Source organism: Streptomyces sp. NPDC086023, assembly GCF_044540325.1.
Taxonomy (GTDB): domain Bacteria; phylum Actinomycetota; class Actinomycetes; order Streptomycetales; family Streptomycetaceae; genus Streptomyces.
In genome coordinates this window covers 376,737-400,049 of record NZ_JBITRX010000003.1, presented here as the reverse complement: position 1 = coordinate 400,049, position 23,313 = coordinate 376,737, and the positions used below count along the sequence as shown (strand labels likewise).

The following is a 23,313-nucleotide window of genomic DNA, read 5'->3' as shown; positions in this document are numbered from 1 at the left end:
CGTGAAGAGGGGCGCGAGGCGGCTTGAGGGCCCCCTGATGATCCGCCGGGAGGGGGTCATCGCATACGTTCGTGGGGCGCCACCTGCCACGCGAGGAGGATGAACCTGATGAACGCCGCCGAAGAGGGACGGCAGCAGCTGGACGCGGCCAGCGTCGTCAACGCCAGGAGGACCCTGCTGATGCTCCTCGCCAGGGCCGGCGTCGTCCCCGGCGACGCGGAGGAGCTGATCGGTCTCGTCGAGGCCGGCTCCCTGGCCCTCGCGCACGAGGAGATCCTCGGCGGCACCCCGGACGCCCCGCAGGACAAGGGCGAGCTGTACGCGCACGGCTGGCTCGACGGGGCGGGGGCCGCCGCGGACGCCCTCGGGGAGCTGGCCGAAACGGCCCTGCGCCGGGCGCTGGCCACGAGCCTCGCCGAGGCCGACCCGGACCGGCTCCCTCCCGTACGGAAGATGGAGGTGGAGCGGACGCAGGTGGCCGTCACAGCCCTCTATCTCTCGTTCACCACCGCCTCCGACCTCGACCCGGAGGTCACCCAGGAGGTGCTCACCGCCGCCCTCGGCACCATGGACACCCGGCAGCGGGCGACGTACGCCGGCCGCCTGGAGGACTTCGCCGCGCGGCACCGGGCCCGTCTGGAGCGGCTGTACGCGGCGTACGGGCCCGGCGGCGCCGTGGCGGTCCACGGCCGGTACTCCCTCGTCCACTCCGCGACCAGCGTGGCCGTACTGGAGCGGCTCGCCGTCGCGGAGCCCGCGTTGCGCGAGGAGTGGGACGCCGCGGAGCTGCCGCCGGCGTGGCTGGACGGGCTGACCTCGGCCTGGGAGGCGAGCGGCTGACGCCGGATGGGCCCGCAGCGCCGGGTCCCGGGCGGGGTCACCCGCGCCGTGGCCCGGTGGACCGGCGGCCGGAAAGCCCCCGTGGTCAGAGCAGCTCCCTGGCCTTGGCCCGCACGAACCCCCAGCCCTGGGCCAGGGTGGGCTTCGCCGGAACGGCGACCTCGTCCGGGTTGGTGAGCACGTCCAGGAGCACCGGGCCGGGCGTTTCGAGGGCGCGTTGCACGCCGTCGCGGAGGTCGGCGGGGTCGGTGACCCGGATGCCCGTCAGGCCGACGGCGGTGGCGACGGCCGCGAAGTCGGGATTGTCGAGCCGGGTGCCGAACGCGGGCAGCCCCGTCTGCTCCTGCTCCAGCTTGACCATGCCGAGGCTCCGGTTGTCGAACACCACCAGTTTCACGGGCAGCCCGTACGTGCGGATCGTCAGCAGGTCGCCCAGCAGCATGCTCAGGCCGCCGTCGCCGCAGAACGCGATGACCTGCCGGTCGGGCGCCCACAGCTGGGCGCCGAGCGCCTGGGGCATGGCGTTGGCCATGGAGCCGAGGTTGTAGGAACCGATCAGGCGCCGGGTCCCGCGCATGGGGACGTGGCGGGACAGCCAGACGGTGGCCATGCCGGTGTCGGAGGTGAACACGGCGTCGTCCGCGGCGAAATCGGCCACGGCGGCGGCCAGCGCCTCGGGGCGGACCGCGTGGCCGGGGTTGTCCAGGGAAGCCCGCAGCCGCCGGGCCGGCCGGCGGTCGGCGGCGGGGTCGGCCAGCCGGGCCTGCCGCTCCTGCCACCGTGCGAAGCGTTCGCGGGCGTCCTCCAGGTGCTTCCGGTCGGCGACCCGGTCGAGCAGCGGCAGCAGGGCCTCCAGGGTGACGCGCACGTCGCCGGCCAGGCCCACGTCCACGGGAGTGCGGCGGCCGAGGTGCTCCTCGCGCGCGTCGACCTGGACGACGCGGACGTCCTTCGGGTACCAGTCGCGGTACGGGAAGTCGGTGCCCAGCATCAGGACCGCGTCGGCGGCGTCGAGGGCGTGGACGGCTGCCGGGTTGCCGATGAGGCCGGTCTGGCCGACCTGGTGGGGGTTGTCGCCCTCGAAGCCCTCCTTGGCCTTCAGGGTGAGCACCATGGGCGCCGCCAGCCGGTCGGCCGCGTCCAGGACCTCCGTACGGGCGCCCCGGGCACCGGCGCCGACGAGCAGCGTCACGCGCGAGGCCGAGTTCAGCAGGGCTGCGGCGCGGGCGAGGGAGGCGTCGTCGGGCCGGGTGACGGCCCGGTCGAGCGCGAAGCGGGGCGGCCGGTCCTCCGGTACCTCCTGGCCGCCCATGTCGCCGGGCACGGTCAGGACGGCCACGCCGCCGCGGGTGACGGCCGCGCGCACGGCGGCTTCGAGCGCCCGCGGCATCTGCTCCGGAGAGGTGACGGTGGCGCGGTGCACGGCGACGTCGCGGAAGAGGAGGTCGTTGTCGACCTCCTGGAAGTAGTCGCTGCCGATCTCCGCCAGCGGGACCTGGCCACAGACGGCGAGGACGGGCGCGTGGCTCTTGGCGGCGTCGTACAGGCCGTTGAGGAGGTGCACGGAACCGGGCCCGACCGTGCCCATGCACACCCCGAGGCTGCCCGACAGCTGCGCCTGGGCACCGGCCGCGAAGGCCGCCGCCTCCTCGTGCCGACAGCCGACCCACTGCAGGCCGTCGGTGGTGCGGATGGCCTCGGTGAGCGGGTTCAGGGCGTCGCCGACCACGCCGAAGACGTGCCGGACGCCCAGTTCCCGCAGTGCGTCGACGATCACGCGGGCGACGGTTCGTGCCATGGGGAGACCTCCTGCGGGCTTGCGGGCTTGCGGGCTTGCGGGCTTGCGGGCTTGCGGGCTTGCGGGCTTGCGGGGGGGGGATGCTTCGGATCAGGTCGAGAAGTCAGCCGGTGAAGCGGTCCGGGTCGGCCGCCTCCCAGTCGGCTGCCCACGATTCGGGCGGGGATGCGAGGAGTTGGCCGGGAGCCAGCCACTCGTGCAGTTCGGCGTACGAGCGGACGGTGTGCGGGGCCGTCCGCTGGACGAGCATGTGCGGGCGCAGCCCTTCCGGGCCGTCGACGCCCATCGCCGCCATGATCTGCAGGGCGCTCCGGACCGTGGCCTCCTGGAATCGCCGTACGCGCACCGCCTTGTCGGCGACGTCGAGGGCGCGGGCGCGCCGCGCGTCCTGGGTGGCGACCCCGACGGGGCAGGTGTTGGTGTGGCAGCGCTGGGCCTGGATGCACCCGACGGCGAACATCATGGCGCGTGCGGCGTTGGTGTAGTCGGCTCCCTGGACGAGGCGCCGCACGAGGTCGCCGCCGGTGGCGACCTTGCCGCCGGCCCCGATGCGCACGCGGTCGCGCAAGCCGGTGCCGACGAGGGCGTTGTGCACGGTCATCAGGCCTTCGCCGAGCGGGAGCCCGACGATGTCGGCGAACTCCAGCGGCGCCGCTCCGGTCCCGCCCTCCGCCCCGTCGACGACGATGAAGTCGGGCGCCGTGCCCTCCTCCAGCACGGCACGGCACACGGCGAGGAACTCGCGGCGCGAGCCGACGCAGAGCTTGAACCCGACGGGCTTGCCGTCGGCCAGCTCGCGCATCCGGTGCAGGAAGCGGACCAGCTCCCTGGGGGTGCCGTACACCCGGTGGTAGGGCGGCGAGACGACGGTCCGTCCCTGCGGGACGCCGCGCACGCGCGCGATCTCGGCGGTGACCTTGGCGCCCGGCAGGACGCCTCCGATGCCGGGCTTGGCACCTTGGCTGATCTTCAACGAGAGGGCCTTCACCTGTGGGTGCGCGGCCTTGAGCGCGAACTGCCGCTCGTCGAAGCCGCCGTCGTCGGTGCGGCAGCCGAAGTAGCCCGTACCGATCTCCCACACGAGGTCGCCGCCGGGCCCCAGGTGGTACTCGGACAGGCCGCCCTCTCCGGTGTCGTGAGCGAAACCGCCCATGCGGGCACCGGCGTTGAGCGCGAGCACCGCGTTGGCCGACAGGGAGCCGAAGCTCATCGCCGAGACGTTGAGCAGGGCCATGTCGTAGGGCCGGGTGCAGTCGGGGCCGCCCACCCGTACCCGGGGCGGGTCGGTGCGGACCGGCCTGGGAGCCATGGACGGTGTGAGGTACTCGCTGCCGGGCAGGTGGAGGTCGCGTTCGGTGCCGAAGGGCTCCTCGGCGTCGGTGCCCTTGGCCCGCTCGTAGACGATGCTGCGGGTGTCGCGGTCGAAGGGGCGGCCGTCGAAGTTGCGCTCGACGAAGTACTGCTGGATCTCGGGGCGCACGGCCTCCAGCGCGAAGCGGAGGTGGCCGAGCAGCGGGTAGTTGCGCAGGACCGAGTGGCGGCGCTGGAGGACGTCGTGGATTCCGACGGCCGTCAGCAGGAGCAGGGGCAGGGCCGCGGCCCACCACCAGGGCGAGACCGCGACGGTGGCGGCAACCGCGGCACCGGCGGCGGCCGTGGACAGCAGAAGGGGTGTTTTCAGCACGTCCCCGCATCTGTCCCGGCCGCCGCCCGCCATGCACCCGGGACGGCACTACCACCGGTACCAGCGCCCGCCCCGGCCGGCGGGACGGGCGACGAAGCCGAGCAGCCAGACGACGAGCACGGCGACGGCCACCCACCACAGCACCTTCACGGCGAAGCCGGCACCGAAGAGGACGAGGGCGAGGAGCAGTACGAGCAGCAGCGGAATCATCGTCGAAACCTTCCTGGGCCCGATGGCCCGATGACGGCACCGCTCGTGCCCGGCAGAGGGCGGAGACAGGTGCCGCTTGGTGAGTCGTTGCCCGCGTGTACCCATGGCTCCGGAACTCACACGGAGCGATTGAGGCGGCCAACTCCATTGCGGGTGGCGGCGGTTGCACGACGGGGAAGGCAAGGCCCGGCGTCGCCCGCAGCAGGGTCGAACACGCCGGCGGCGTACGGGTGGCGGGCGACGGCCCCTGTACGGGCGAGCGCCTTGTGCAGGGGCGGGGCGCGCATGGACGGGCGTGCATGGACGGGGCGCGAGTGGGCAGGCGCGGGGTGGAAACCTTCGATGCGGAGTCCCCCCTGCAGGCGCCGGTCGTTCACCCTCGGGTGGCGGTCGGCGCGGCTGCGTGCCGGGGCGGTGGGCGGCGTAAGGACCGCGAGGGCGCTCAGCCCGGCTGGGGGGCCGGGTCCAGGAGGTGGGGACCGTTGTTGCGCACGCTGTTGACGGCCGTCGTCACGGCGGTCGTGGTGAGGATGCCGTCGGCCGGCGTGTGCAGGAGGGCGCGGAGGTCGTCGGTGTCGTGGTGGGCGGGGTCCAGCCAGGTGCCGAAGTCGTCCGGGTGGAGGACGAGCGGCATGCGCGGGTGGATGCGGCCCGCGGCGTCGGTGGCCTCGGTGGTGATGATGGTGGCCGTGGTGAGCCAGGCCGCGGGATCGTCGTCGTCCTCGACGGTGGCGTCGCGCCAGAACTCGTACAGGCCCGCCATCGCCATCACGCCCCGGTCCTCCGGCTGGATGAAGTACGGCTGCTTGTACGCCTTCGCCTGCTCGGTGGCGGGGACGGCGACCCATTCGTAGAAGCCGTCCGCCGGCAGCAGGCACCGCCTGCGGCCGAACGCCTTGCGGTACGCGGGCTTCTCGTGGACGGTCTCCATCCGGGCGTTGATCATCCGGGAGCCCACGGACGGGTCCTTCGCCCAGGACGGCACCAGCCCCCACCGCACCGGCCGCATCGACCGGAGCACCTCGCCGGAGCCCTTGTCGACGCGTTCCAGCACCGCCCACACGTCGTCGGTCGGGGCGACGTTCCACGAGGGCCCCAGCAGCCCGCGGGCGGGGTCCAGCTCGGCGTCGAACAGGCCCGCGAGGTCCTCGGGGGCACGGGAAGATGCATAGCGGCCGCACATGTGGCCCACTCTGCCACCCGGCGGCCGGGGCCGGCTTGAGCGCGGGGGATGTGGCGGGATCGTGCACCCGGGACCGCAGGGGCTCGGTGGCTCCGGGGCTGGGGGCTGGGGGCCCGGTGGTTCCGCGGCTCCGCGGCTCGGTGGCTCCGCCGCTTCAGGGCGCGGCGAGGCCCCGGCTCGCGAGGACGAGGAGCACGGCGTCCGCTCCGGCCAGGGCCAGTACGGCGAGGAAGGGCATCCGGCTGCGTGCGAGGGCGGGCGACGCCGCCACCGCACCGAGGGACAGGACTGCGGTCAGCAGGAGCAGCAGCCGTCCGGCGGGAGTGACCGGGCCGGGCGGGCCGAAGGCCAGTACGGCGCCGGAGCCGAAGGCCAGTACGGAGGCCACGGCGACGGAACCGCGCCGCCCCAGCCGTTGCGGCAGCCCGCGGACGCCTGCGGCGAGGTCCGCGTCGATGTCGGGCAGGGTGTTGGCGAAGTGCGCCGCAGTCCCCAGCAGCGCCGCCGCGGCCGTCAGCCAGGGCGGGGGCCAGCGGCCGGGCGCGGCGGCCAGGGTCAGGAAGGCCGGCAGGAGTCCGAAGGCGAGGGCGTACGGCAGCCAGGAGGCGGGGGTGCGTTTCAGCCACAGGTTGTACGCCCAGGCGGCGGCGACGCAGCCGAGGTGGACCAGGCCCGCCCGGGCACCGCAGGCCAGCGACAGCGGCACACAGGCGAGGAGCGCTGCGGAGGCGGCCGCGGACACCGCGGCGGGCCGTACTCCGCCGACGGCGAGGGGCTTGTCACGGCGCCCGGCCGCACGGTCGCGGCGCAGGTCCAGCCGGTCGTTGCTCCAGCCCACCGAGAACTGGCCGGCGGCGACCGCGGCCACCGCGGTGGCGCCGGTCCGGAAGCCGAGTCCGGAGGCGGCGGCCAGCAGGGCGGCGAGCAGCGTCACCCCCGCGGCGGGGACGGGGTGACTGGCCCCCAGGAGGCCGCCCGCGCCGCGGAGGAGGGCGCTGCCGGACGGTCCTGAGGCGGCCGCAGCGAGCCCCGCCGCTTCGGCGGCCCCTTCATCGGTGGTGGCGGGCACCGCGCCACGGTAAGCGCCCGACTCCCACGACGGGCGTCCGGCGCGCCCGGGGGCGGTCCGACGAACGCCCGGGGCGCCCGCGTCGGGTGACGGCCGCGCCCTTCGGGACGCCGGCACCTCGCGCCCGGCATGACCGGAGCCCGCTTCGGCGGGCATGCACGCGCCCTTGGAGCCTGCTGCCGGGCGTTCGGCCGGCCCGCGTCGCCTGCTGCGCCGGGCGTTCGGCCGGCCCATGTCGCCTACTGGGCCGAGCCTTGGCGCACCCGGGGCGGTCCGCCGGGTGGTCGCCCCGCCTCCCCGGGCGCTGGCACCTGGGCTCGGCACAACAAGGGGCCCCTCGGCAGGCGTGCGCCGCGCCCGGGGGCGGTCGCGGCGGGTAGTCGCCGCCTCTGCAAGGGGCGCCAACGCCTCAGCTCGGCACCACCAGCGCCGGCCGCGGCACGCGTCCGGCCCGCCCGCGTCGCCGGAGGGGCCAGGCGCTCGTCGTGCCGACAAGGCACCAGCACCTCGGGGTCGGCACGACCGGGGCCTGCCTCGGCGGGCCTGCGGCCCGCGCGCGTCGCCTGCCGAGGCGGGCCCGGCGAGTCGGGGGCCTCCAGGCCGTGTTCGCAGCTCTGCGCATCCGTGACGGCCGGGAGTGACTTGCCGGGCACCGCCGACGCGACGTCCGGCCGCCTCGGCGACGCATGACGGCTGCCATGGGCAACTCGTCGCCGCCGTCCGGACCGCGATCGGCCGCCCGGCACGCGTCACGGCAGTCGCGCCACGCGGCACAGCCGGCACGGCCGCGTTGCGCGCCCGGCACACTCGTGACGGCGGTGCTGAACGCTCCGGCATGCTCGGTCGGCGCAGCCACGCTCCGCGGCTCGGCCCGCCGCTCAGGGTTGCGTACACACGCTGGGCGCGCCGGGCACAGCCCGAATCCCTCGGCGCGCCCGCGCCCGCCCGAATCCAGCGCCCCGAACCCCTGGCGCGCCCGTGTCCAGCGTCTCGACGTGCCCCGCAGAGTCACGCCCGCCCCCGCCGCCCGGCGCATCCGCGCTCCGAACCCTCGGCACCCCTGCGCCCGGCGCCCCCGGCGCGCCCGGGGTGGCCGTGTTCAGGGGTCCGGCGGGCACCTGTCCCTATGTTGGAGCGATGACACGCGTCCTCGCGGTGAGTACGGCGTTTCCGCCGCACCGCCACACGCAGCAGGAGATCGCCGAGGTCCTCGCCTCCTGCCTGCCGTCCGGGGCCGATGCCGCGCTCCTGCGCCGGCTGCACGGAGCGGCCGGGGTGGAGACGCGTCACCTCGCCCTCCCCCTGGACGGGTACCGGGAGCTGGGCGGGTTCGGGCACACCAACCGGCTGTTCGTGGACCTGGCCGTGGCGCTGGGCGCCGAGGCGGTGGAGCGGGCGCTCGACGAGGCCGCGGTGCGGGCAGACGAGATCGACGTCGTCGTCTCCACGACCGTGACCGGCATCGCCGCGCCCTCCGTGGAGGCCCGGCTCGCCGCGCGGGTCGGGCTGCGGCCGGACGTCGAGCGGGTGCCGCTCTTCGGTCTCGGCTGCGCGGGAGGCGCCGCCGGGCTGGCCCGCGTACACGGCCTGCTGGACGGCCGGCCGGGGCGCAAGGCGCTGCTGCTGTCCACGGAGCTGTGCTCGCTCACCCTCCAGCCGTCCGACACGTCGATGGCGAACCTGGTGGCGGGGAGCCTGTTCGGGGACGGGGCCGCGGCGCTGGTCGCGGTCGGTGACGAGCACGAGCCCGCGCCGGCGGTCCCCGCACCCGGACCGGTGGTCAGGGGCACGCGCAGCCGCCTGTACCCGGGTACGGAGCACCTGCTGGGCTGGGAGGTCGGCGACTGGGGGTTCCGGATGGTCCTGGGGCGCGAGGTCCCCGAACTCGTCCGGCTGCACGTGGCCGAGGAGGTCGAGTCCTTCCTCGCCGGTCACGACCTCAAGCCCCGGGACGTCGCCGCCTGGATCTGCCATCCCGGGGGCCCGAAGGTCCTCGACGCCCTCGCCGGGGCCCTCGGGCTGCCGGACTCCGCGCTGGCCCCCTCCCGGCGGGCCCTGGCCGCGACCGGCAACCTGTCCTCCGCCTCGGTGCTGCAGATCCTGCGCGACGCCCGCGCCTCGGCACCGCCGCCCGGCGCTGCCGGCCTGATGATCGCGTTCGGGCCGGGGTTCTCCTCCGAACTCGTGCTGCTGGGCTGGTGAGGCGCGCATGACGGCGTACGTCGTACTGGTGCTGCTGGTCGTCGCCGAGCGGTTCGCGGAACTCGCCGTGGCACGCCGCAACGGCGCCTGGAGCCGGGCGCGGGGCGGGCGGGAGCACGGGGCGGGCCACTACCCGGTGATGGTCGCCCTGCACACGGCACTGCTGGCCGGCTGCCTGGTCGAGCCCTGGGTGGCGGACCGGCCGTTCCTGCCGCTGCTGGGCTGGCCCGCGCTGGCCCTGGTGTCGGCGGCCCAGGGGCTGCGCTGGTGGTGCATCGCCACGCTCGGGCGCCGCTGGCACACCCGCGTGCTGATCGTCCCGGGGCTGCCGCTGGTCGCCTCGGGCCCGTACCGCTTCCTCCGCCACCCCAACTACCTCGCGGTCGTCGTCGAGGGGGCGGCGCTGCCGCTGGTGCACTCCGCCTGGGTGACCGCGCTCGGCTTCACCGTGCTGAACGCCGCGCTGCTGTCCGTGCGCATCCGCTGCGAGGACGGCGCGCTGGCGTCCGCCCGTGCGCTCACGGCCGCCGGCGCGGCCCCGTGATCGACCTGTTCGTCGTGGGCGGCGGCCCGGCGGGGCTGGCCACGGCGATCCACGGGGCGCTCGCCGGGTTCGAGGTCGTGGTCGCCGAACCGCGTGGCACCCCGGTCGACAAGGCGTGCGGCGAGGGCCTGATGCCGGGCGCGGTACGTGCGTTGGACGCGCTCGGTGTGGCGGCGCCGGGCCGGCCGCTGCGCGGCATCCGCTACCTGGACGCGGCCGGCGGGCGGTGCGCCGAGGCGGAGTTCCTGGCGGGACCCGGCCTCGGGGTGCGGCGCACGCTGCTGCACGCGGCGCTCGCCGCCCGGGCCGCGGAGCTGGGCGTCACGGTGGTCCCCCGCCGGGTGCGCCGGGTCGGCCAGTACGACACGCACGTCGAGGCGGACGGCACCTCTGCCCGGTACCTGGTGGCCGCGGACGGCCTGCACTCGCCGGTCCGCCGCTCCCTCGGGCTGGAGGTGCCGCCCGCCGGGCGGGCGCGGCCGGCGCGGTACGGGCTGCGCCGCCACTACGCGGTCGAGCCGTGGAGCGACCTGGTGGAGGTGTACTGGTCGGCGGGGCGGGAGGCGTACGTGACCCCGGTGGGCCCGCGTGAGGTCGGGATCGCCGTGCTGACCTCGGAGCAGTGCGCGTACGACGCCCAGCTCGCGGCCTTCCCGCTGCTGCTGTCCCGGCTGGGCGGTGCCGGGCGGACGCCGGTGCGGGGCGCGGGCCCGCTCCGCCGGGAGGCCCGGACGCGGGTGGCCGGCCGGGTGCTGTTCGTGGGCGATGCCGCCGGGTACGTCGACGCCCTGACCGGGGAGGGCCTCGCGCTGGCTCTGGCTTCGGCGGGCGAGCTGGTGCGCTGCGTGCGCGAGGGCCGGCCGGCGGCGTACGAGGGGGCCTGGTGCCGGCTGTCGCGGAGCTACCGGCTGCTGACGAGGTCCCTCCTGTGGGCCCGTAACCAGCCCCGGCTCGCCCCGCTGATCGTTCCGGCGGCGGCGCGGTTCCCTGGGGTCTTCGGGCGTGCGGTGAACCTGCTGGCGTGAGTGCCGTGCTGCCCGGCGGAACGGGGCAGGGGCGGTGGGGGCTGCCGCGGCGGTACGGCGGCGGGGTCGCTGTCTGCGGGGCCCGGGGCGGCCGTGCGTGCGGCCGGCCCCGGGCGCGTACCGGTCCTCAGCCGCCGACGTGGATGCCGGGGCGGCGGTCGGGGTCCGGCTCGTGGCTGCGGATGATCTCGCGGGTCACCGGTGCCGTGTCGCCGCGGCCGAGGAGGAAGTAGCGGACCATGTGCACCAGCGGGCTGCCCTCCGCCCAGGCGAAGTGGCAGTGCGGCTGCACACCCGTGGCGTCCCGCAGGGCCAGCAGGATGGCGGCGATGGCGTTCGGGGCGGCGGGCGCTTCGGCGCGCAGGATCCGGTGCCCGTCGACCTCCACGCCGTGGACGGTCAGCGTGTCGCTGAAGTCGGACGGGTCCACCACGTCGATCTCCAGGAAGAGCACGTCGGCCGTGCCCGGGACGGGGTTGGCGCCGCGCTGCTCGCGCTCCTTGTCGGCGTATTCGGCGGCGTCGCCGGCCTGGCGGCGGTTGGCGACGAGGTTGATGGCGTTGTCGAAGGCGAGGGTGTCGTCGATGAACCGGCGCGCGTCCGGGTCGAAGACGATGCGGTCGGCGCGCAGCTCGGTGGTGCGGGACACGCGCGAGACCAGCGAGACGACGATGATGCCCGCGATGAAGAAGGCGGAGATGACGATGCCGTCGGGCTTGTCGATGATGTTGGCGACGAGGGCGTAGAGCAGCACCGCGGTCAGGAGCGCGAAGCCGATGGTGGGCACGCGCCGGCGGTGCCGGGCGACCGAGACGGTGACCGCGAAGGCCCCGGAGACCATCATGGCCAGGATGCCGGTGGCGTAGGCGCCGGCCTGCTCGTCGACGTCGGCGTCGAAGGCGATCGTGATGAGGACGCAGAGCACCGTGTAGACGATCACGACCGGGCGGACGGCGCGTCCCCACTCGGGGGCCATGCCGTAGTCCGGGAGGTAGCGGGGGACGATGTTGACCAGGCCCGCCATGGCGGAGGCGCCGGCGAACCAGAGGATCAGGATCGTGCTGATGTCGTAGACGGTGCCGAAGCCCTCCCCGACGTGTTCGTGCGCCAGCCACGCGAGAGCGCGGCCGTTCGCGGCGCCGCCCGGCTCGAACGCCTCCTGCGGGATCAGGACGGTGGTGACGAAGCTGGCGGCGAGCAGGTAGACGCTCATGATCGCGGCGGCGGTGGTGAGCAGGCGGCGGGTGTTGCGGATCCGCGAGCGCAGGCGCTGTTCGGCGTCGGCGCCTTCGGCTGCGACCAGCGGCATCATGCTCACGCCGGTCTCGAAACCGGACAGGCCGAGGACGAGGAGCGGGAACGCGAGCAGCGCCGGGCCGAGCAGGTCGCCGAAGCTGCCGCCGGTATCGGCGAGGGCGTCCGTCCACGCGGACCAGGCGCCGGGGGTGCTGACCACGTCGACCAGGCCGACGCCGATGACCACGGCGTTCAGGGCGAGGAAGACGGCCACGAGCGGGATGGCGACGCTGACCGCTTCGCTGAAGCCGAGCAGGAACACCCCGCCGAGCACCAGCAGGAGCGCGACGGTCAGGGCGACCTCGTGGCCGTGCAGGGCTGCCGGGAAGAAGGGGTTCTCCACCACGTGCACGGAGGCGTCGGCGGTGGAGAGGGTGATCGTGATGATCCAGGACGTGGCGACGAAGCCGAGCAGGACCAGGACGAACAGCTTGCCCCACCAGAACGGGAGCAGGTCCTCCAGCATCGCGACCGAACCGGCACCGTGCGGGCTCTCCTTGGCCACCCGCCGGTACATCGGCAGCATCCCGAGGAGCGTCAGCGCCACGATCAGCAGGGTGGCGAGCGGGGAGACGGCGCCGGCGGCGAGGGCGGCGATGGCGGGGACGTAGGCGAGGCTGGAGAAGTAGTCCACGCCGGTCAGGCACATCACCTTCCACCAGGCGTGCGGCTCGGCGTGCTCCTCGCCGGCCGCCGGGCCGACGGGCTGCACCCGGTGCCGCAGCATCCACTGCGCCAGCTTGCCCGTGGGCTGCGGCCGCAGCACGGGTTTGTCCACTACCTCCGGCATCACCGGCTCGTTTGCCTGGCTCATGTCCCCCATCAACCCATCCCGATCCGTCCGGCGCACGCGCACCGGCCGCCCCCGGCTGTCCTCGACTGCGATGGCAGCCACACCGCGGCCGCACCGCGGCCGCAGCCACAGGGCTCTCACAACGATCACCGAGTATGGGCCCGGCGCCGGCCCCGCCGGCCCCGGGGCCACCGGGACCGGGGCGCGTCTGCCCGTTTCGCCGGGCTATGGGGCCGGGGGCGACGGGCCGGTCCGGTACGGCGGAATCCGGCGGCCGGGGCTCCGTACGGGCGGAAAGCCCAGGCCGTGGGGCTCGGCGCAGGGCACGGTCCGGGCCGGCGGGCGGGCGGCCCGGCGCCCCCGCTCGGGGAAAATCTTGACGCATCGTTAACGCGCACCGCGGCGGCGGCACCCACGGACTCCGTCACCTCGCGTCACCGAAATGGTGCGCCATGTCACGCGTCGTGCCACGGTGGTCCGGCAAGGTACCCGCGAAGTCCCCCGGAGGAGTCGAGAGCCATGGGCGGAATGCAGGACAGGAAGCGGCAGCCGGGCAAGGGCCGCGAGGAGCAGCAGGACCAGCGGGGCAAGGAGCCCGGGCAGGGCTCCGCCCGCTCCTCCCGCCAGGAAGGGAAGAGTCCGGAGGAGCTGCGCCGTCGGGAGGACGAGATGCAGCGTGACCGCGGTGACGAGGACATGCGCGACGACGACGTGTAGGAGCTGCTGGACGACGACGTGCAGGACCTGCTGCCCGGCCCCGCTCACACGCCCCCGTGGGGATGCGGAGCCTCGGCGGTGATGCGGCAGCACTCCTCCACCACGGCGGGGAGGCCGCCGCGCTCGCGCAGGACGTCGCGCTGCACACGGGCGCCGTTGCCCCGTTCCAGCAGGTGGGCCATGCCCTTGCGCGCGTCCTCCAGGTCGCCGGTCTCCTCCAGCGCGTCCCGTACGTGCTCCAGGAGCGCCTCGGCGACGGCCGCGGCCGGGGCCGGGGCCATGGACCGGGGGTCGATCAGCGGCCCGTCGAGCCCGGACCTGGCGGCGCGCCAGGACGCCAGGCGCATCAGGCCGACGCCGATGCGCGGCGGCGGGTCGCCCGCACGCCAGGCGCGGGCGGCGGTCTCCACCAGGGCGCGGGACACCGTGGCGAGGAGGACCGCGGTGGAGGCGTGCAGGCAGACGTCGGCCGTACGGATCTCCACCGTCGGGTAGTTCGCCGACAGCCGGGCGTCGAAGTAGACCATCCCGACGTCGCGCAGCACGCCGGTGGCGAGCATGTCGTCGACCTGCCGGTGGTAGCGGTCCGCGGTGCCGAAGACCTCGGTGGGCCCGGCGGAGGGCCAGCGGTTCCACACGCGGCTGCGGTAGCTGCCGTAGTCCGTGTCCGCGCCCTGCCAGAAGGGAGAGTTGGCGCTCATGGCCGTCAGGACCGGCAGCCAGGGGCGGATGCGGTCCAGGACGGCGACGCCCTCCTCGTCGGACTCGACCGACACGTGGACGTGGCAGCCGCACGTCAGCTGCTCCTGGGCCGTCAGCCCGAACTGCTCGCCGACCCAGCGGTACCGCTCGCCCGGGCTCATGGACGGCTGGACGGGCAGCGGCGAGGTGGCGAGCGCGGCGACGCCGGCGCCGACGCCGGCGGCATGCCGGGCGGCCTCGGCCCGCCAGCGGCCGATCTCCTCCGCCAGCTCGCCCATGGACGTGACCGGCCGGGTCGCGAACTCGACCTGTTCGTTCTTGAGCTCCTTCTCGAACGCCTCGTCCAGTCCTGCGGGCGCCGCGCGGGAGGCGGCGGCCAGCACGGCGGCGGACAGGGCCAGCGGCTCGCCGGTCGTACGCGCGACGAGCAGCAACTCCTCCTCGACGCCGACGCTCCGCGCGGCGGCCGTCATCGGGACCCCCCGCTACGGTGGCGCGCCCGGCTGCCGCCCCCTGAGAAGGCGAGCAGCAGCGCGAGCAATGCGGGAGCGGTGAGCAGCAGCATGGTCCCCATCCCGGACCTTCCTGTCGAGGCGATGATGGGTGCCGTCTGACCACTTTCCCGGTGCCCAAACCCGGATCGGCCGGTGACCCGTGCGGTGGTCCGGGAGGCCGGTGAGCCTGCGCTCAGGCGTCGTGGGGGTGCTGGTCAGGGTTCTTCTTCGGGGCGATGCCGGTGTATGCCGAGGCGTCCTTTGTGCCGCTGGGGCGTTGGGAGCGGCCTCGGGGGCCCGTGTCGTGGTGGCCCTTCTGGGGGCGGCGGGCGTGGTCCTCGCCGCTGGTGGTCGTGCTCTCCACCGGGACGCCCTCGTCCGGTCCGGGCGGCGGGCCCCTGCGCTCGGGGCGCCGGGCCGGGGTGTCGAAGGAGCGCCGGGCGCTGGGGTTCTCCTCGGTGTGCGTCGAGTCGACGTCGACCGCCCAGCCGTGTTGTTCCGTGCCTTCGTGGCGGGTGGGGCCCTCGCCGTGCGGGGGGTGTGACTTCGGGCTGGTGGCCATGGGAGCTCCTCGCGTCGTGGGCCGATGATTCGGGCCCTGCGCCTGCCCCGGCGGCGGTCGGGCAATCCGTTGCCGGAGGTGGGGGCGAGGTGGGTGGGATGCGGGCGGGGGTTCGGGGTAGGCGCGGTGATCACTGGAGGTTTCGTGCGCATGGAGGTGGACGATGGCCGTTGCCGCAGGTGCCGGGGGCGCCGTCCCTGATCGGCTGGTCGCCCTGCCCGGGGTGTACCGGCCGCAGGCCGACAGCCGGCTGCTGGAGGCCGCGGTGGCCCGTGAGGACATCGGTCCGGGCCGGTCGGTGCTGGACATCGGTACCGGAACGGGAGTGGTCGCGCTGCGCGCCGCGGAATCGGGTGCGGCCGTCACGGCGGTCGACGCGTCGTGGGCGGCCGTGCTCGCCGCCTGGCTCAACGCGCGGCTGCGCCGCCTGCCGGTCAAGGTGCGCCACGGCGACTTCGCCGTACGTGCCGGACGCGGGCCGCGCTACGACTTCGTCCTCGCCAATCCCCCGTACGTGCCGTCCCCGGACGCCGCCCTGCCGGTCCGCGGGGAACGGCGCGCATGGGACGCCGGGGGCGACGGACGGGCCGTGATCGACCCCATATGTGCTGCCGCCCCGACCCTGCTGCGGCCCGGCGGTGTGCTGCTCATGGTCCATTCCGCCATGTGCGACAGCGAGCGCACTCTGGCGATGCTCGCGCGCGGTGGCATCTCGGCGCGTGTCGAGGTGCGTCGCCGGATCGGGTGGGGGCCCGTCCTGCGCGGGCGCCGGGCGTGGCTCACCGAGCAGGGCTTCGCCGCGCCGGGCGAGGACCGGGAGGAACTGGTGGTCATCCGTGGCCGGTACGCCTGAGATGCCCGAGACGGGTGGGGTGGGGTCGGAGCGGGGCGCGCCCGTGTGCCGGGTGCGGTTCGAGCCCGGCGGGCCGGTGCTGCTCGAAGGGCCGGTCGAGGTGGTGATGCCCGACGGCAGCGTCGCGGCCTCCGACCGGTTCGCGGTGGCCCTGTGCACCTGCCGGCGTACCCGGACGCCCCCGTGGTGCGACACCAGTCACCGTCGCCGCCGGCGCGCCCCCGCGCGTGCCGCGGCGGCCGATCCAGAGGGGAAGGAGAGCGAGCGATGAAACCGCCTACCGCGACCGAGAGCCCGGCGGATCACCGGACCGTGGCTGCCGGGCCGGACGGCGGCCCGCCGCGGCTGCCCGGCGCCCGCGGGCCACTGTCCGCGTCCGTGCTGGACGCCCTGCGCACCGGCTCCCCGTCGGATCCGGCCGTGCCCGAGCGGGACGTCGCGGCGGCCGACCCGTGGGGCGAGGACCTCCAGCTGGCGCTGTACGTCCTGTACGAGCTGCACTACCGCGGCTTCGCGGGCGTGTCCGACGCCCTGGAGTGGGACCCGGACCTGCTGCGGCTGCGCGCCCGGCTGGAGTTCCGCATGCTGACCGCGCTGCGCGGCGCGCTGGGCGACGTACCCGCGACCGTGGACGCGGCGTTCGGGCCGCTGCTGGAGGAGCCCGCCGACCCGGAGGGGAGCCTGAGCCACTTCCTGGAGACCGAGGGCGAGCTGTGGCAGCTGCGCGAGTACGCCGCCCTGCGCTCCCTGTACCACCTCAAGGAGGCCGACCCGCACGCGTGGGTGCTGCCGCGGCTCACGGGCGAGGCCAAGTCGGCCATGGCGGCCATCGAGTACGACGAGTTCGGCGCCGGCCGGGCCGAGCGGGTGCACGCCCGCCTCTTCGCGGACCTGATGACCGGCCTCGGACTGGACCCCGCGTACGGCGGCTACCTGGAGCAGGCGCCCGCGGCCGTCCTCGCCACGGTCAACCTGATGTCGCTGTTCGGGCTGCACCGGGAGCTGCGCGGGGCGCTGGTCGGCCACTTCGCCTGGGTCGAGGTGACGTCCTCGCCCGGTTCGCGGCGGCTGGCCGGGGCCATGCGGCGCTGTGGCGCGGGTGCGGCGGCCGAGCACTTCTACGCCGAGCACGTGGAGGCGGACGCCGTGCACGAACAGGTCGTGCGGCACGGGGTGGTCGGCGGACTGCTCCGGTCCGAGCCCGGCCTGGAGGCGGACGTCGCCTTCGGGTGCGCGGCCACCGGACTGCTGGAGGACCGTCTCGCGGACCGCCTGCGGGCCCGGTGGGCGGCAGGGGCGTCGGCGCTGCGCCGGCCGCTGCCCGGGGAGTGACCGTGTCCGGTGGCGGGCCCGGGGTGCCGCTGCTCGGGGTGGAAGAGGAGTTCTTCCTGGTCGACCCCGCCACCGGGCGGATCCGGCCGCGCGCGGCGGAGGTGGTGGCCGCGGCGCGCGCCGCGGGTCACGGCGGTGCGGTCTCGGGCGAGTTCACCCTCTACCAGGTGGAGACGCGGACCCCGCCGTGCGCCGGACTCTCCCGCCTGCGTGCCGAACTGGCCGCGGCGCGGCGGGCGGCCGGCGCCGCCGCCCGCGCCCACGGCCTCCGCCTGTGTGCCTCCGGAACGCCGGTGCTCGGCCGGGTCGACCCGGCGGCCGTGGCCGACCATCCCCGCTACCGGGCCGGGACGGCCCAGTACCGGGGCATGATGGCGGACTTCGCGCTCTGCGCCCAGCACGTCCACGTCCACTGCCCCGACGCCGACGAGGCGCTGCTGGTCGGCAACCACCTGCGCCCCTGGCTGCCGCTGCTCGTCGCGCTGGGCGCCAACTCGCCGTACGACCAGGGCCGGGACACCGGCTACGCGAGCTGGCGTTCCGTGGTGCGCCTGCGCTTCCCGTGCCTGGGGCCACCGCCGTACGCCGCCTCGGCTGCCGGTGCCGGGCGCACCGCGCGGCTGATCGCGGATGCGGAGGCCATGCTGGACGCCTCGCTGCCGTTCTGGGACGTGCGGCCCAACCCCCGGCTGCCCACCGTGGAGGTCCGGTGCCTGGACGTGGTGCCGAAACTCGACGACGCGGTGGCGCTGGCGGCACTCGTACGGGGCCTCGTGCGCGTGTCGATGCGGGCGGTGCGGGCCGGCGACGTGGGGCCGCCGGTCGCGGCCGAGGAGGTGCGGGCCGCGTACTGGAAGGCGGCCAGGGACGGGCCCGCGGCCACCGGTATCGACCTGCTCGCCGGCCGCCGCAGGCCGGGTGCGGAGCTGCTGGAGGGCCTGCTGGAGCACGTGGGGGAGGCGCTGTCCGAGACCGGTGAGCTGGACCTCGTACGGGCCGGGCTGTCCGGCGTGGTGCGTGGGGGGCGGGGGGCTGGGGCGGCCGCCCAGCGCGCGGCCGCGGCGGGGCCCGGCGGGCTCAAGGGGGCGGTGCGGTGGCTGGTGGAGGCGACGGAGCGGGTGCCGGACGGGGGCGGGGACGGCCTCGGGTGACGGGGTGGGCGCCAGTCGCGCGGGCCCCATGGGGCGCAAGGGGGGCCAAGGGTGGCCGAAGAGGCCCAGGGCGGCCGAGGGTAACGGGGCGGCCGAGGGGAACGGGCTGGCCCGAGCGGGTCACTTGGGGCGCGCCCCGGTCAGGGAGCGGCGAAGGTGACCACCAGGACGTCGCGGTGGGCGGGGCGGTCCGGGTCGCTGGGGGTGACCGCGGAGACCCCGTGGAGGGTGTGCCGGTCGTCGCCCAGCAGCAGCGTCCCGGGCTCGGTCAGGACGGTGCTGAGCAGGGGGTCTCCGGAGGGGGCGTAGACGGTGCTCTCGCCGCCTTCGGCGTTCACCCGGGACACCAGCAGGGAGGACACCAGGGTGACTCCGTCGCGGTGGACGCCCTCCGGGGTGGGTTCGCCACCGTGGCCGCCGGTGGCCGTGACGCGGAAGGGGTGGACCTTCACCGTCCACTCGGGCGGGTCGGCGAGGACTGCGGCCGCCTCGGCGAGCAGTTCCAGCAGCCCCGCCAGCAGCGGATCGGCGGTGAACTCGCCGGTGAGCGGAGCGAACTCGCGCGCCCTGCCGACGTACAGGGGGTTGCTGTCCTCCGGTTGCAGGAATTCCCCGTGCGCCCGGGGCTGCGCGGCCCGTCCCGGTCTCATGCCGAAGTGTCCGTAGCGCCGCAGCCGGTGTGTGCCCGCCTCTTCCGTGTAGGGGTCCGTCACCAGGCGGTCCCAGTGCCGGTCGAACTCGGCCCAGCGGTGCCGGTCTGCGCCGAGACGTCCGCCGACCTCGTCGGGTGGCAGCAGGCAGTAACCGGGTCCGGCCAGTGCGGCGAGGGTGTGTGTGTCGTCCATGCCCGGCGTGTGCCCTGGCTGGGGCCGCACATGCCGTCCGGCCCGGGCCCGCGCGGCCCCGGCGCCCAGGCAAGGCCGGTCGGCACCGGACGCGGGGGCCTGGCCGCCAGCACCGGCGGGGGATCCGGGTCGGTCAGCACCGGACGCCGGGGTGCGTGGCGGTCATCCCCGGCCTCGGGGCTGCATGGCGGTCAGCCCCGGCCTCGGGAGTCCGTGTCGCCGGGCCCGCCGCCGGTTGCCGGGTCGCCCGGACGGCCGGCGGCTGCCGATCGGTCCGGACGGCCGCTGCCGACGGTGGGACCGGGCCGCTCGTCGGTTGCCGCGGTGTCCGCCCGGCCGCCCGCGCCCAGCAGTCCCGTGGTTCCGAGGTCCCCGTCGGCCGCGAGGCGCGGCAGTTCGCGGCGTGCCACCCGGGTGACCAGGGGCGGCAGGCCGGCGCGCACCACCTGGACCGCGCGGAGCCAGGCGGGGACGTACACGGCCACCGCACGCCGCTCGGTGCGGTCCACCAGGCGGGCGGCGACGGCGCCCACCGGGCGGACCCGGCGGGCCGGGGGCGGCATGTGCGCGCGCAGCTCGCGCAGCACCGGGTACCGGTCGGCGTCCTCGATCATGTCGGTGGCCGTCCAGTTGAGGTACGCGATGCCGACGCCGACGTGGCGGTGGGCGAGTTCGGCGCGCAGGCAGTGGGCGAACGCCTCCACGCCGGCCTTCGAGGCGCAGTACGCGCTCATCAGCGGTGCGGCGCCGAACGAGGCGAGGGAGGCGATCTGCAGGAAGTAGCCGTGCGTCTGGAGGAGCGCGGGCAGGAAGGCGCGGGCGGTCGTGGCGCTCCCGGTGAGGTTGACGTCGACCACGCGTCGCCAGGTGGCGGGGTCGGAGGTGGGGAAGGGGCCGCCCTCGGCAAGTCCGGCGTTGGCGATCACGACGGACGGTGGTCCCAGAGTGGCCGTGACCTCCTCCGCGACGCGGGCCATGGCCGCGTCGTCCGTGACGTCGGCCTCCCAGCAGGCGGCCAGGGCGCCGAAGGGCGCGGCGACCTCGGCGAGCCGCGGGCCCTCGTGTCCGACGAGGGCCGTGCGTACGCCGCGGCCGGCGAGCTCGCGCGCCAGGCCGGCGCCCAGGCCGCGGGCCGCGCCGGTGACGACGGCGACCCTGCCGCGCAGCGGGCTGTCGTGCGGTGCCATGCCGCCTCCTGCAAAGGAATGCCGTGGCGGGGCGGGCCCGCCACGGGGGGCTTCGGGCGGGCCCTGTTCGCGCGCGGGCCCGTTCATGCGGAGCCCGCCGCCCGTCCCTTCCGGTCCCGGCGGGCCAGGACGCGCTGGGTGCGGGTCAGCAGGCGGTCGGTGTGGCGGCCGCGCAGGGCGGCCCGGGCGGCGTTGGCGCCGGGCGCGCCGTGGACGCCGCCGCCCGGGTGCGCGCTGGCGGACGCCAGGTAGAGGCCCCGTACGGGGGTTTCGGGGCGCCCGGTGCCCGGCAGCGGGCGGAAGAGCAGTTGCTGGTGGAGCGCGGCGGTGCCGCCGTTGATGGCGCCGCCGTGCAGGTTGGCGTCGAGCTGTTCGAGGGTGGGCGGGGTGAGGACCCGGCGGGCCAGGACCCGGGAGCGGAACCCGGGTGCGTGGCGTTCGATCTGGTCCTCGACCCGGTCGGCCATCCGCTCCTGTTCCGCGTGGTCCCAGGTGCCGCTGAGCCCCTGGCCGCCCGCGTCGCCCCGCACGTGCTGCGGGACGTGCGTGTAGGCCCAGGCCGATTCGGTGCCGGCCGGGGAGCGGGCGGGGTCGGCGGTGGTCATCTGGCCCATCAGGAGGAACGGTTCGTCCGGCACCTGGCCCATGGCGATCTGGGCGGAGAAGCGGGTGAGCGCGTCGACGCCGTCGGCCAGGTGGACCGTACCGGCTCCGGCGGCCCCGGCGGCGGTCCAGGGCACCGGCCCGCTCAGCGCCCAGTCGACCTTGACGGTCGCGAAGTCCCAGTGGAAGGCCTTCAGGTCCGCCAGGAGCCGGCCGGGCAGCAGGGCCTCGTCGACCAGGGCGCCGTACAGGGCCGGGGCGGCCACGTCGGCCAGGACCGCGCGGCGGGCGGCCACCCGGCCGCCGTCGGCCGTGCGGACGCCCACGGCCCGGCCGTGCCGGACGACGACCTCGCGGACCGGAGTCCCGCAGCGCAGCACTCCCCCGGCGGCCTCCAGCCGGCGGACGAGGGCCGCGGTCAGGGCGCCGGCGCCGCCGACGGGGACCGGGAACCCGTACTTCTGCCCGAGCATGCACATCAGCCACCCGAAGCCGCCGCTGCCCGCGGCCTCCGGGGCCAGGTCGGCGTGCAGCGCGTTGCCGGCCAGCAGGAGCCGTCCGCCGTCCCCGCCGAACTCCTCTTCGCCCAGCCTGCGCACCGGCAGCAGCAGGCTGCGGGCCAGGTGGAGGCCGCCGGCCGCGCGCAGGCGGGGCAGCAGGCGCAGGGCGGGCAGCAGGGGCGGGAACGGGGTGAAGAGGGACCGCAGCAGATCGGGGCCGATCCTGTCCCACGTCGCGCACAGGTCCCGCCAGGCGGCTCCGTCACCGGCCGCGAAGGCGTCCAGGCCGGCGGCGGTGGCGTCCACCCGGTCCTCCAGCACGGCGCAGCGGCCGTCGGGCAGGGGGTGGGCGAGGACGCTGGGCGCCCGGGACCAGCGCAGGCCGTGGCGCCCGAGTTCCAGCCGGTCGAGTACGGGGGACGCGGCGGCCAGGGGGTAGAAGGCGCTGAAGACGTCGGACACGTAGTCGGGGTGGACCAGGCGGTCGCTCCGTACGGCGCCGCCGGGTTCCGGCTGTGCCTCCAGGACTTCGACGCTCCAGCCCGCGTCGGCCAGCACGTTCGCGGCCACGAGCCCGTTGGGGCCGGCGCCGATCACCACAGCGTCGGGCATCGGCTCTCCTCTCAGGGTCCGTTGCCGGCCGCTCGTGCGGCGTGGCGGCGGGCGGCGGGCCCGCCGGTGTGCCCGCCGGTGCGGGGCCGCTCCTCGACGAGGTCGGCCAGCCGGCGCAGCATGCGGCGGTTGCGTACGTGCAGCAGGGCGTCCAGCGGTGCGCTGTGCAGGGCGCCGCCGGGCCCGCGGAGCGGGTGCTCGTCGACGATGACCAGGGTGTTCGCTCCCCAGGGCCTGAGCTCGATGGCGATCCGCGCCGTGCCGAGCCGCCCGCTGTCCGCCTCCAGTTCCAGGAGCCGGCCGGGGTCGGCGGACCGGACGGTGGTGACGCCTGAGCCGGAGAACGGCCCCAGGCGGACGGTGTACTCCAGGCGCGCTCCCTCGTCCGGCCAGTCGCCGTCGACGGGGCGCGATCCGGTGGGTCCGACCACCCACCGGCCGTACAGCCCGGGGTCGGCGAGCACCGCCCACACCCGGTCGGAAGGCGCTTCGACGAGCTGGTGCCGTACCGCCATTCCTCCTCCTTCGCCGGTGTGCCGTCTGCGGGAGCCGTGGCGCGCGCCTACCCCGGCCCGGCCGCGGCACACTCCCTCGGCGGGAAGGGCTCAGCCGAACGGGGCCGGGTGCGGTCCGGGCGGGGGCGCGGCGTCGTCGGGGGGTTCCGCGGCGAAGACGTGCACGCTGACGGTCGGCCCGTGCTCCCGCGCCGCCTGCATCCGGTGGTAGAAGGTCTCGTCGAAGCAGAAGCCGTCGCCCGCGGAGACCTGCGTGGAGTGCGGGGCGCTGCCGAAGCGGACCCGTTCGTGGAGGAGGGTGCCGCGGGCCACGTACACGGCGCCGCGGACGTCCTCGTGGGCCAGATAGCAGGTGCCGGGCGGCACGCGGTCCCAGCCGACGGCCCAGACGCCGAGCGGGCCGGCCCGGAAGAGCTGGACCCAGCTGCCCTCGTCCTCGGAGGCCGTCAGCCGCTCGCGCCAGCGCAGGTAGTCGCGGCCCACCTGGCGTGCGATGCCGAGCAGTTCCTCGGGCGGCGGGAGCGCCGTGGAGGAGCGCACGGCCGGTCGTCGGTCCATGGACCGCTGCTGCCCCGGTTCGCCGTGTTCAACCAGCG

Annotated in this window: 22 protein-coding genes; 9 read left to right on the top strand and 13 right to left on the bottom strand. The window is 75.8% G+C overall.

Annotation, left to right across the window (positions count from 1 at the left end):
* Window positions 1-108: 108 nt before the first annotated feature.
* On the top strand, window positions 109-840 hold the full coding sequence (locus tag ACIF6F_RS08460) for a hypothetical protein (protein WP_399943078.1): 732 nt from the start codon (window positions 109-111) through the stop codon (window positions 838-840).
* Window positions 841-925: 85 nt separating this feature from the next.
* On the opposite strand, the gene ACIF6F_RS08455 is transcribed toward ACIF6F_RS08460, so the two are convergent.
* The 5 genes from ACIF6F_RS08455 to ACIF6F_RS08435 form a co-directional block, all read right to left on the bottom strand.
* Window positions 926-2,638, bottom strand: a complete 1,713-nt coding sequence (locus tag ACIF6F_RS08455; protein WP_399943075.1) for a thiamine pyrophosphate-dependent enzyme — start codon at window positions 2,636-2,638, stop codon at window positions 926-928.
* Window positions 2,639-2,741: 103 nt separating this feature from the next.
* Window positions 2,742-4,322, bottom strand: coding sequence for an FMN-binding glutamate synthase family protein (locus tag ACIF6F_RS08450; protein WP_399943073.1), 1,581 nt, complete (start codon window positions 4,320-4,322; stop codon window positions 2,742-2,744).
* Between the two features lie 48 nt (window positions 4,323-4,370).
* The gene (locus ACIF6F_RS08445) at window positions 4,371-4,532 is read right to left on the bottom strand and encodes a hydrophobic protein (RefSeq protein WP_399943070.1); all 162 of its coding nucleotides are present in this window, start codon (window positions 4,530-4,532) and stop codon (window positions 4,371-4,373) included.
* Window positions 4,533-4,974: 442 nt separating this feature from the next.
* Window positions 4,975-5,715, bottom strand: a complete 741-nt coding sequence (locus ACIF6F_RS08440; RefSeq protein WP_399943067.1) for an SOS response-associated peptidase — start codon at window positions 5,713-5,715, stop codon at window positions 4,975-4,977.
* Window positions 5,716-5,869: 154 nt separating this feature from the next.
* A complete protein-coding gene (locus tag ACIF6F_RS08435) occupies window positions 5,870-6,784 on the bottom strand; it encodes a UbiA family prenyltransferase (protein WP_399943065.1) in 915 nt (304 codons plus the stop codon).
* A gap of 1,137 nt (window positions 6,785-7,921) precedes the next feature.
* Here ACIF6F_RS08435 and ACIF6F_RS08430 point away from each other — a divergent pair.
* The 3 genes from ACIF6F_RS08430 to ACIF6F_RS08420 are packed head-to-tail and all read left to right on the top strand — an operon-like array spanning window position 7,922 to window position 10,555.
* Window positions 7,922-8,986, top strand: coding sequence for a type III polyketide synthase (locus tag ACIF6F_RS08430; protein WP_399943063.1), 1,065 nt, complete (start codon window positions 7,922-7,924; stop codon window positions 8,984-8,986).
* 7 nt (window positions 8,987-8,993) lie between these two features.
* The gene (locus tag ACIF6F_RS08425; protein WP_399943061.1) at window positions 8,994-9,530 is read left to right on the top strand and encodes an isoprenylcysteine carboxyl methyltransferase family protein; all 537 of its coding nucleotides are present in this window, start codon (window positions 8,994-8,996) and stop codon (window positions 9,528-9,530) included.
* Window positions 9,527-10,555: an FAD-dependent monooxygenase gene (locus tag ACIF6F_RS08420; protein WP_399943058.1), complete on the top strand. Its 1,029-nt coding sequence runs from the start codon at window positions 9,527-9,529 to the stop codon at window positions 10,553-10,555. The genes ACIF6F_RS08425 and ACIF6F_RS08420 overlap by 4 nt, the downstream gene beginning before the upstream one ends.
* 127 nt (window positions 10,556-10,682) lie before the next feature.
* Here the strand turns inward: ACIF6F_RS08420 and ACIF6F_RS08415 are convergent, their stop codons facing one another.
* Window positions 10,683-12,665, bottom strand: coding sequence for an amino acid transporter (locus tag ACIF6F_RS08415; protein WP_399943055.1), 1,983 nt, complete (start codon window positions 12,663-12,665; stop codon window positions 10,683-10,685).
* Between the two features lie 498 nt (window positions 12,666-13,163).
* On the opposite strand from ACIF6F_RS08415, the gene ACIF6F_RS08410 reads away from it, so the two are divergent.
* Window positions 13,164-13,361 carry a hypothetical protein gene (locus ACIF6F_RS08410; RefSeq protein ID WP_399943053.1) on the top strand — a complete coding sequence of 66 codons (198 nt, stop codon included), beginning with the start codon at window positions 13,164-13,166 and terminating at the stop codon, window positions 13,359-13,361.
* Window positions 13,362-13,405: 44 nt separating this feature from the next.
* Here ACIF6F_RS08410 and ACIF6F_RS08405 read toward each other — a convergent pair whose 3' ends face one another.
* Both ACIF6F_RS08405 and ACIF6F_RS08400 read right to left on the bottom strand, forming a co-directional pair.
* Window positions 13,406-14,536, bottom strand: a complete 1,131-nt coding sequence (locus ACIF6F_RS08405; RefSeq protein WP_399943050.1) for a glutamate--cysteine ligase — start codon at window positions 14,534-14,536, stop codon at window positions 13,406-13,408.
* A 214-nt stretch (window positions 14,537-14,750) separates the two neighbouring features.
* Window positions 14,751-15,119 carry a hypothetical protein gene (locus tag ACIF6F_RS08400; RefSeq protein WP_399943049.1) on the bottom strand — a complete coding sequence of 123 codons (369 nt, stop codon included), beginning with the start codon at window positions 15,117-15,119 and terminating at the stop codon, window positions 14,751-14,753.
* Between the two features lie 163 nt (window positions 15,120-15,282).
* Here ACIF6F_RS08400 and ACIF6F_RS08395 point away from each other — a divergent pair, with 163 nt between their 5' ends.
* The 4 genes from ACIF6F_RS08395 to ACIF6F_RS08380 are packed head-to-tail and all read left to right on the top strand — an operon-like array spanning window position 15,283 to window position 18,455.
* On the top strand, window positions 15,283-15,972 hold the full coding sequence (locus ACIF6F_RS08395) for a HemK2/MTQ2 family protein methyltransferase (protein ID WP_399943046.1): 690 nt from the start codon (window positions 15,283-15,285) through the stop codon (window positions 15,970-15,972).
* Window positions 15,956-16,243, top strand: a complete 288-nt coding sequence (locus ACIF6F_RS08390) for a CDGSH iron-sulfur domain-containing protein (protein WP_399943043.1) — start codon at window positions 15,956-15,958, stop codon at window positions 16,241-16,243. The genes ACIF6F_RS08395 and ACIF6F_RS08390 overlap by 17 nt, the downstream gene beginning before the upstream one ends.
* Window positions 16,240-17,304 carry an iron-containing redox enzyme family protein gene (locus ACIF6F_RS08385; protein ID WP_399943041.1) on the top strand — a complete coding sequence of 355 codons (1,065 nt, stop codon included), beginning with the start codon at window positions 16,240-16,242 and terminating at the stop codon, window positions 17,302-17,304. The genes ACIF6F_RS08390 and ACIF6F_RS08385 overlap by 4 nt, the downstream gene beginning before the upstream one ends.
* A gap of 2 nt (window positions 17,305-17,306) precedes the next feature.
* Complete coding sequence (locus ACIF6F_RS08380; RefSeq protein ID WP_399943038.1) at window positions 17,307-18,455, top strand: YbdK family carboxylate-amine ligase; 1,149 nt, start codon at window positions 17,307-17,309, stop codon at window positions 18,453-18,455.
* A 140-nt stretch (window positions 18,456-18,595) separates the two neighbouring features.
* On the opposite strand, the gene ACIF6F_RS08375 is transcribed toward ACIF6F_RS08380, so the two are convergent.
* The 5 genes from ACIF6F_RS08375 to ACIF6F_RS08355 all read right to left on the bottom strand — a co-directional run bounded on the left by ACIF6F_RS08375 (window position 18,596) and on the right by ACIF6F_RS08355 (window position 23,275).
* Window positions 18,596-19,300 (bottom strand): 2OG-Fe dioxygenase family protein, encoded by a 705-nt coding sequence (locus ACIF6F_RS08375; protein WP_399943035.1) that lies wholly within the window; start codon window positions 19,298-19,300, stop codon window positions 18,596-18,598.
* Window positions 19,301-19,491: 191 nt separating this feature from the next.
* Entirely contained in the window at window positions 19,492-20,487 is a 996-nt protein-coding gene (locus ACIF6F_RS08370) for an SDR family oxidoreductase (protein WP_399943033.1), read from the bottom strand.
* 83 nt (window positions 20,488-20,570) lie between these two features.
* Window positions 20,571-22,202, bottom strand: a complete 1,632-nt coding sequence (locus ACIF6F_RS08365; RefSeq protein WP_399943031.1) for a phytoene desaturase family protein — start codon at window positions 22,200-22,202, stop codon at window positions 20,571-20,573.
* An 11-nt stretch (window positions 22,203-22,213) separates the two neighbouring features.
* Complete coding sequence (locus ACIF6F_RS08360; RefSeq protein ID WP_399943028.1) at window positions 22,214-22,717, bottom strand: SRPBCC family protein; 504 nt, start codon at window positions 22,715-22,717, stop codon at window positions 22,214-22,216.
* 90 nt (window positions 22,718-22,807) lie between these two features.
* On the bottom strand, window positions 22,808-23,275 hold the full coding sequence (locus ACIF6F_RS08355) for a hypothetical protein (RefSeq protein WP_399943025.1): 468 nt from the start codon (window positions 23,273-23,275) through the stop codon (window positions 22,808-22,810).
* Window positions 23,276-23,313: the final 38 nt, after the last annotated feature.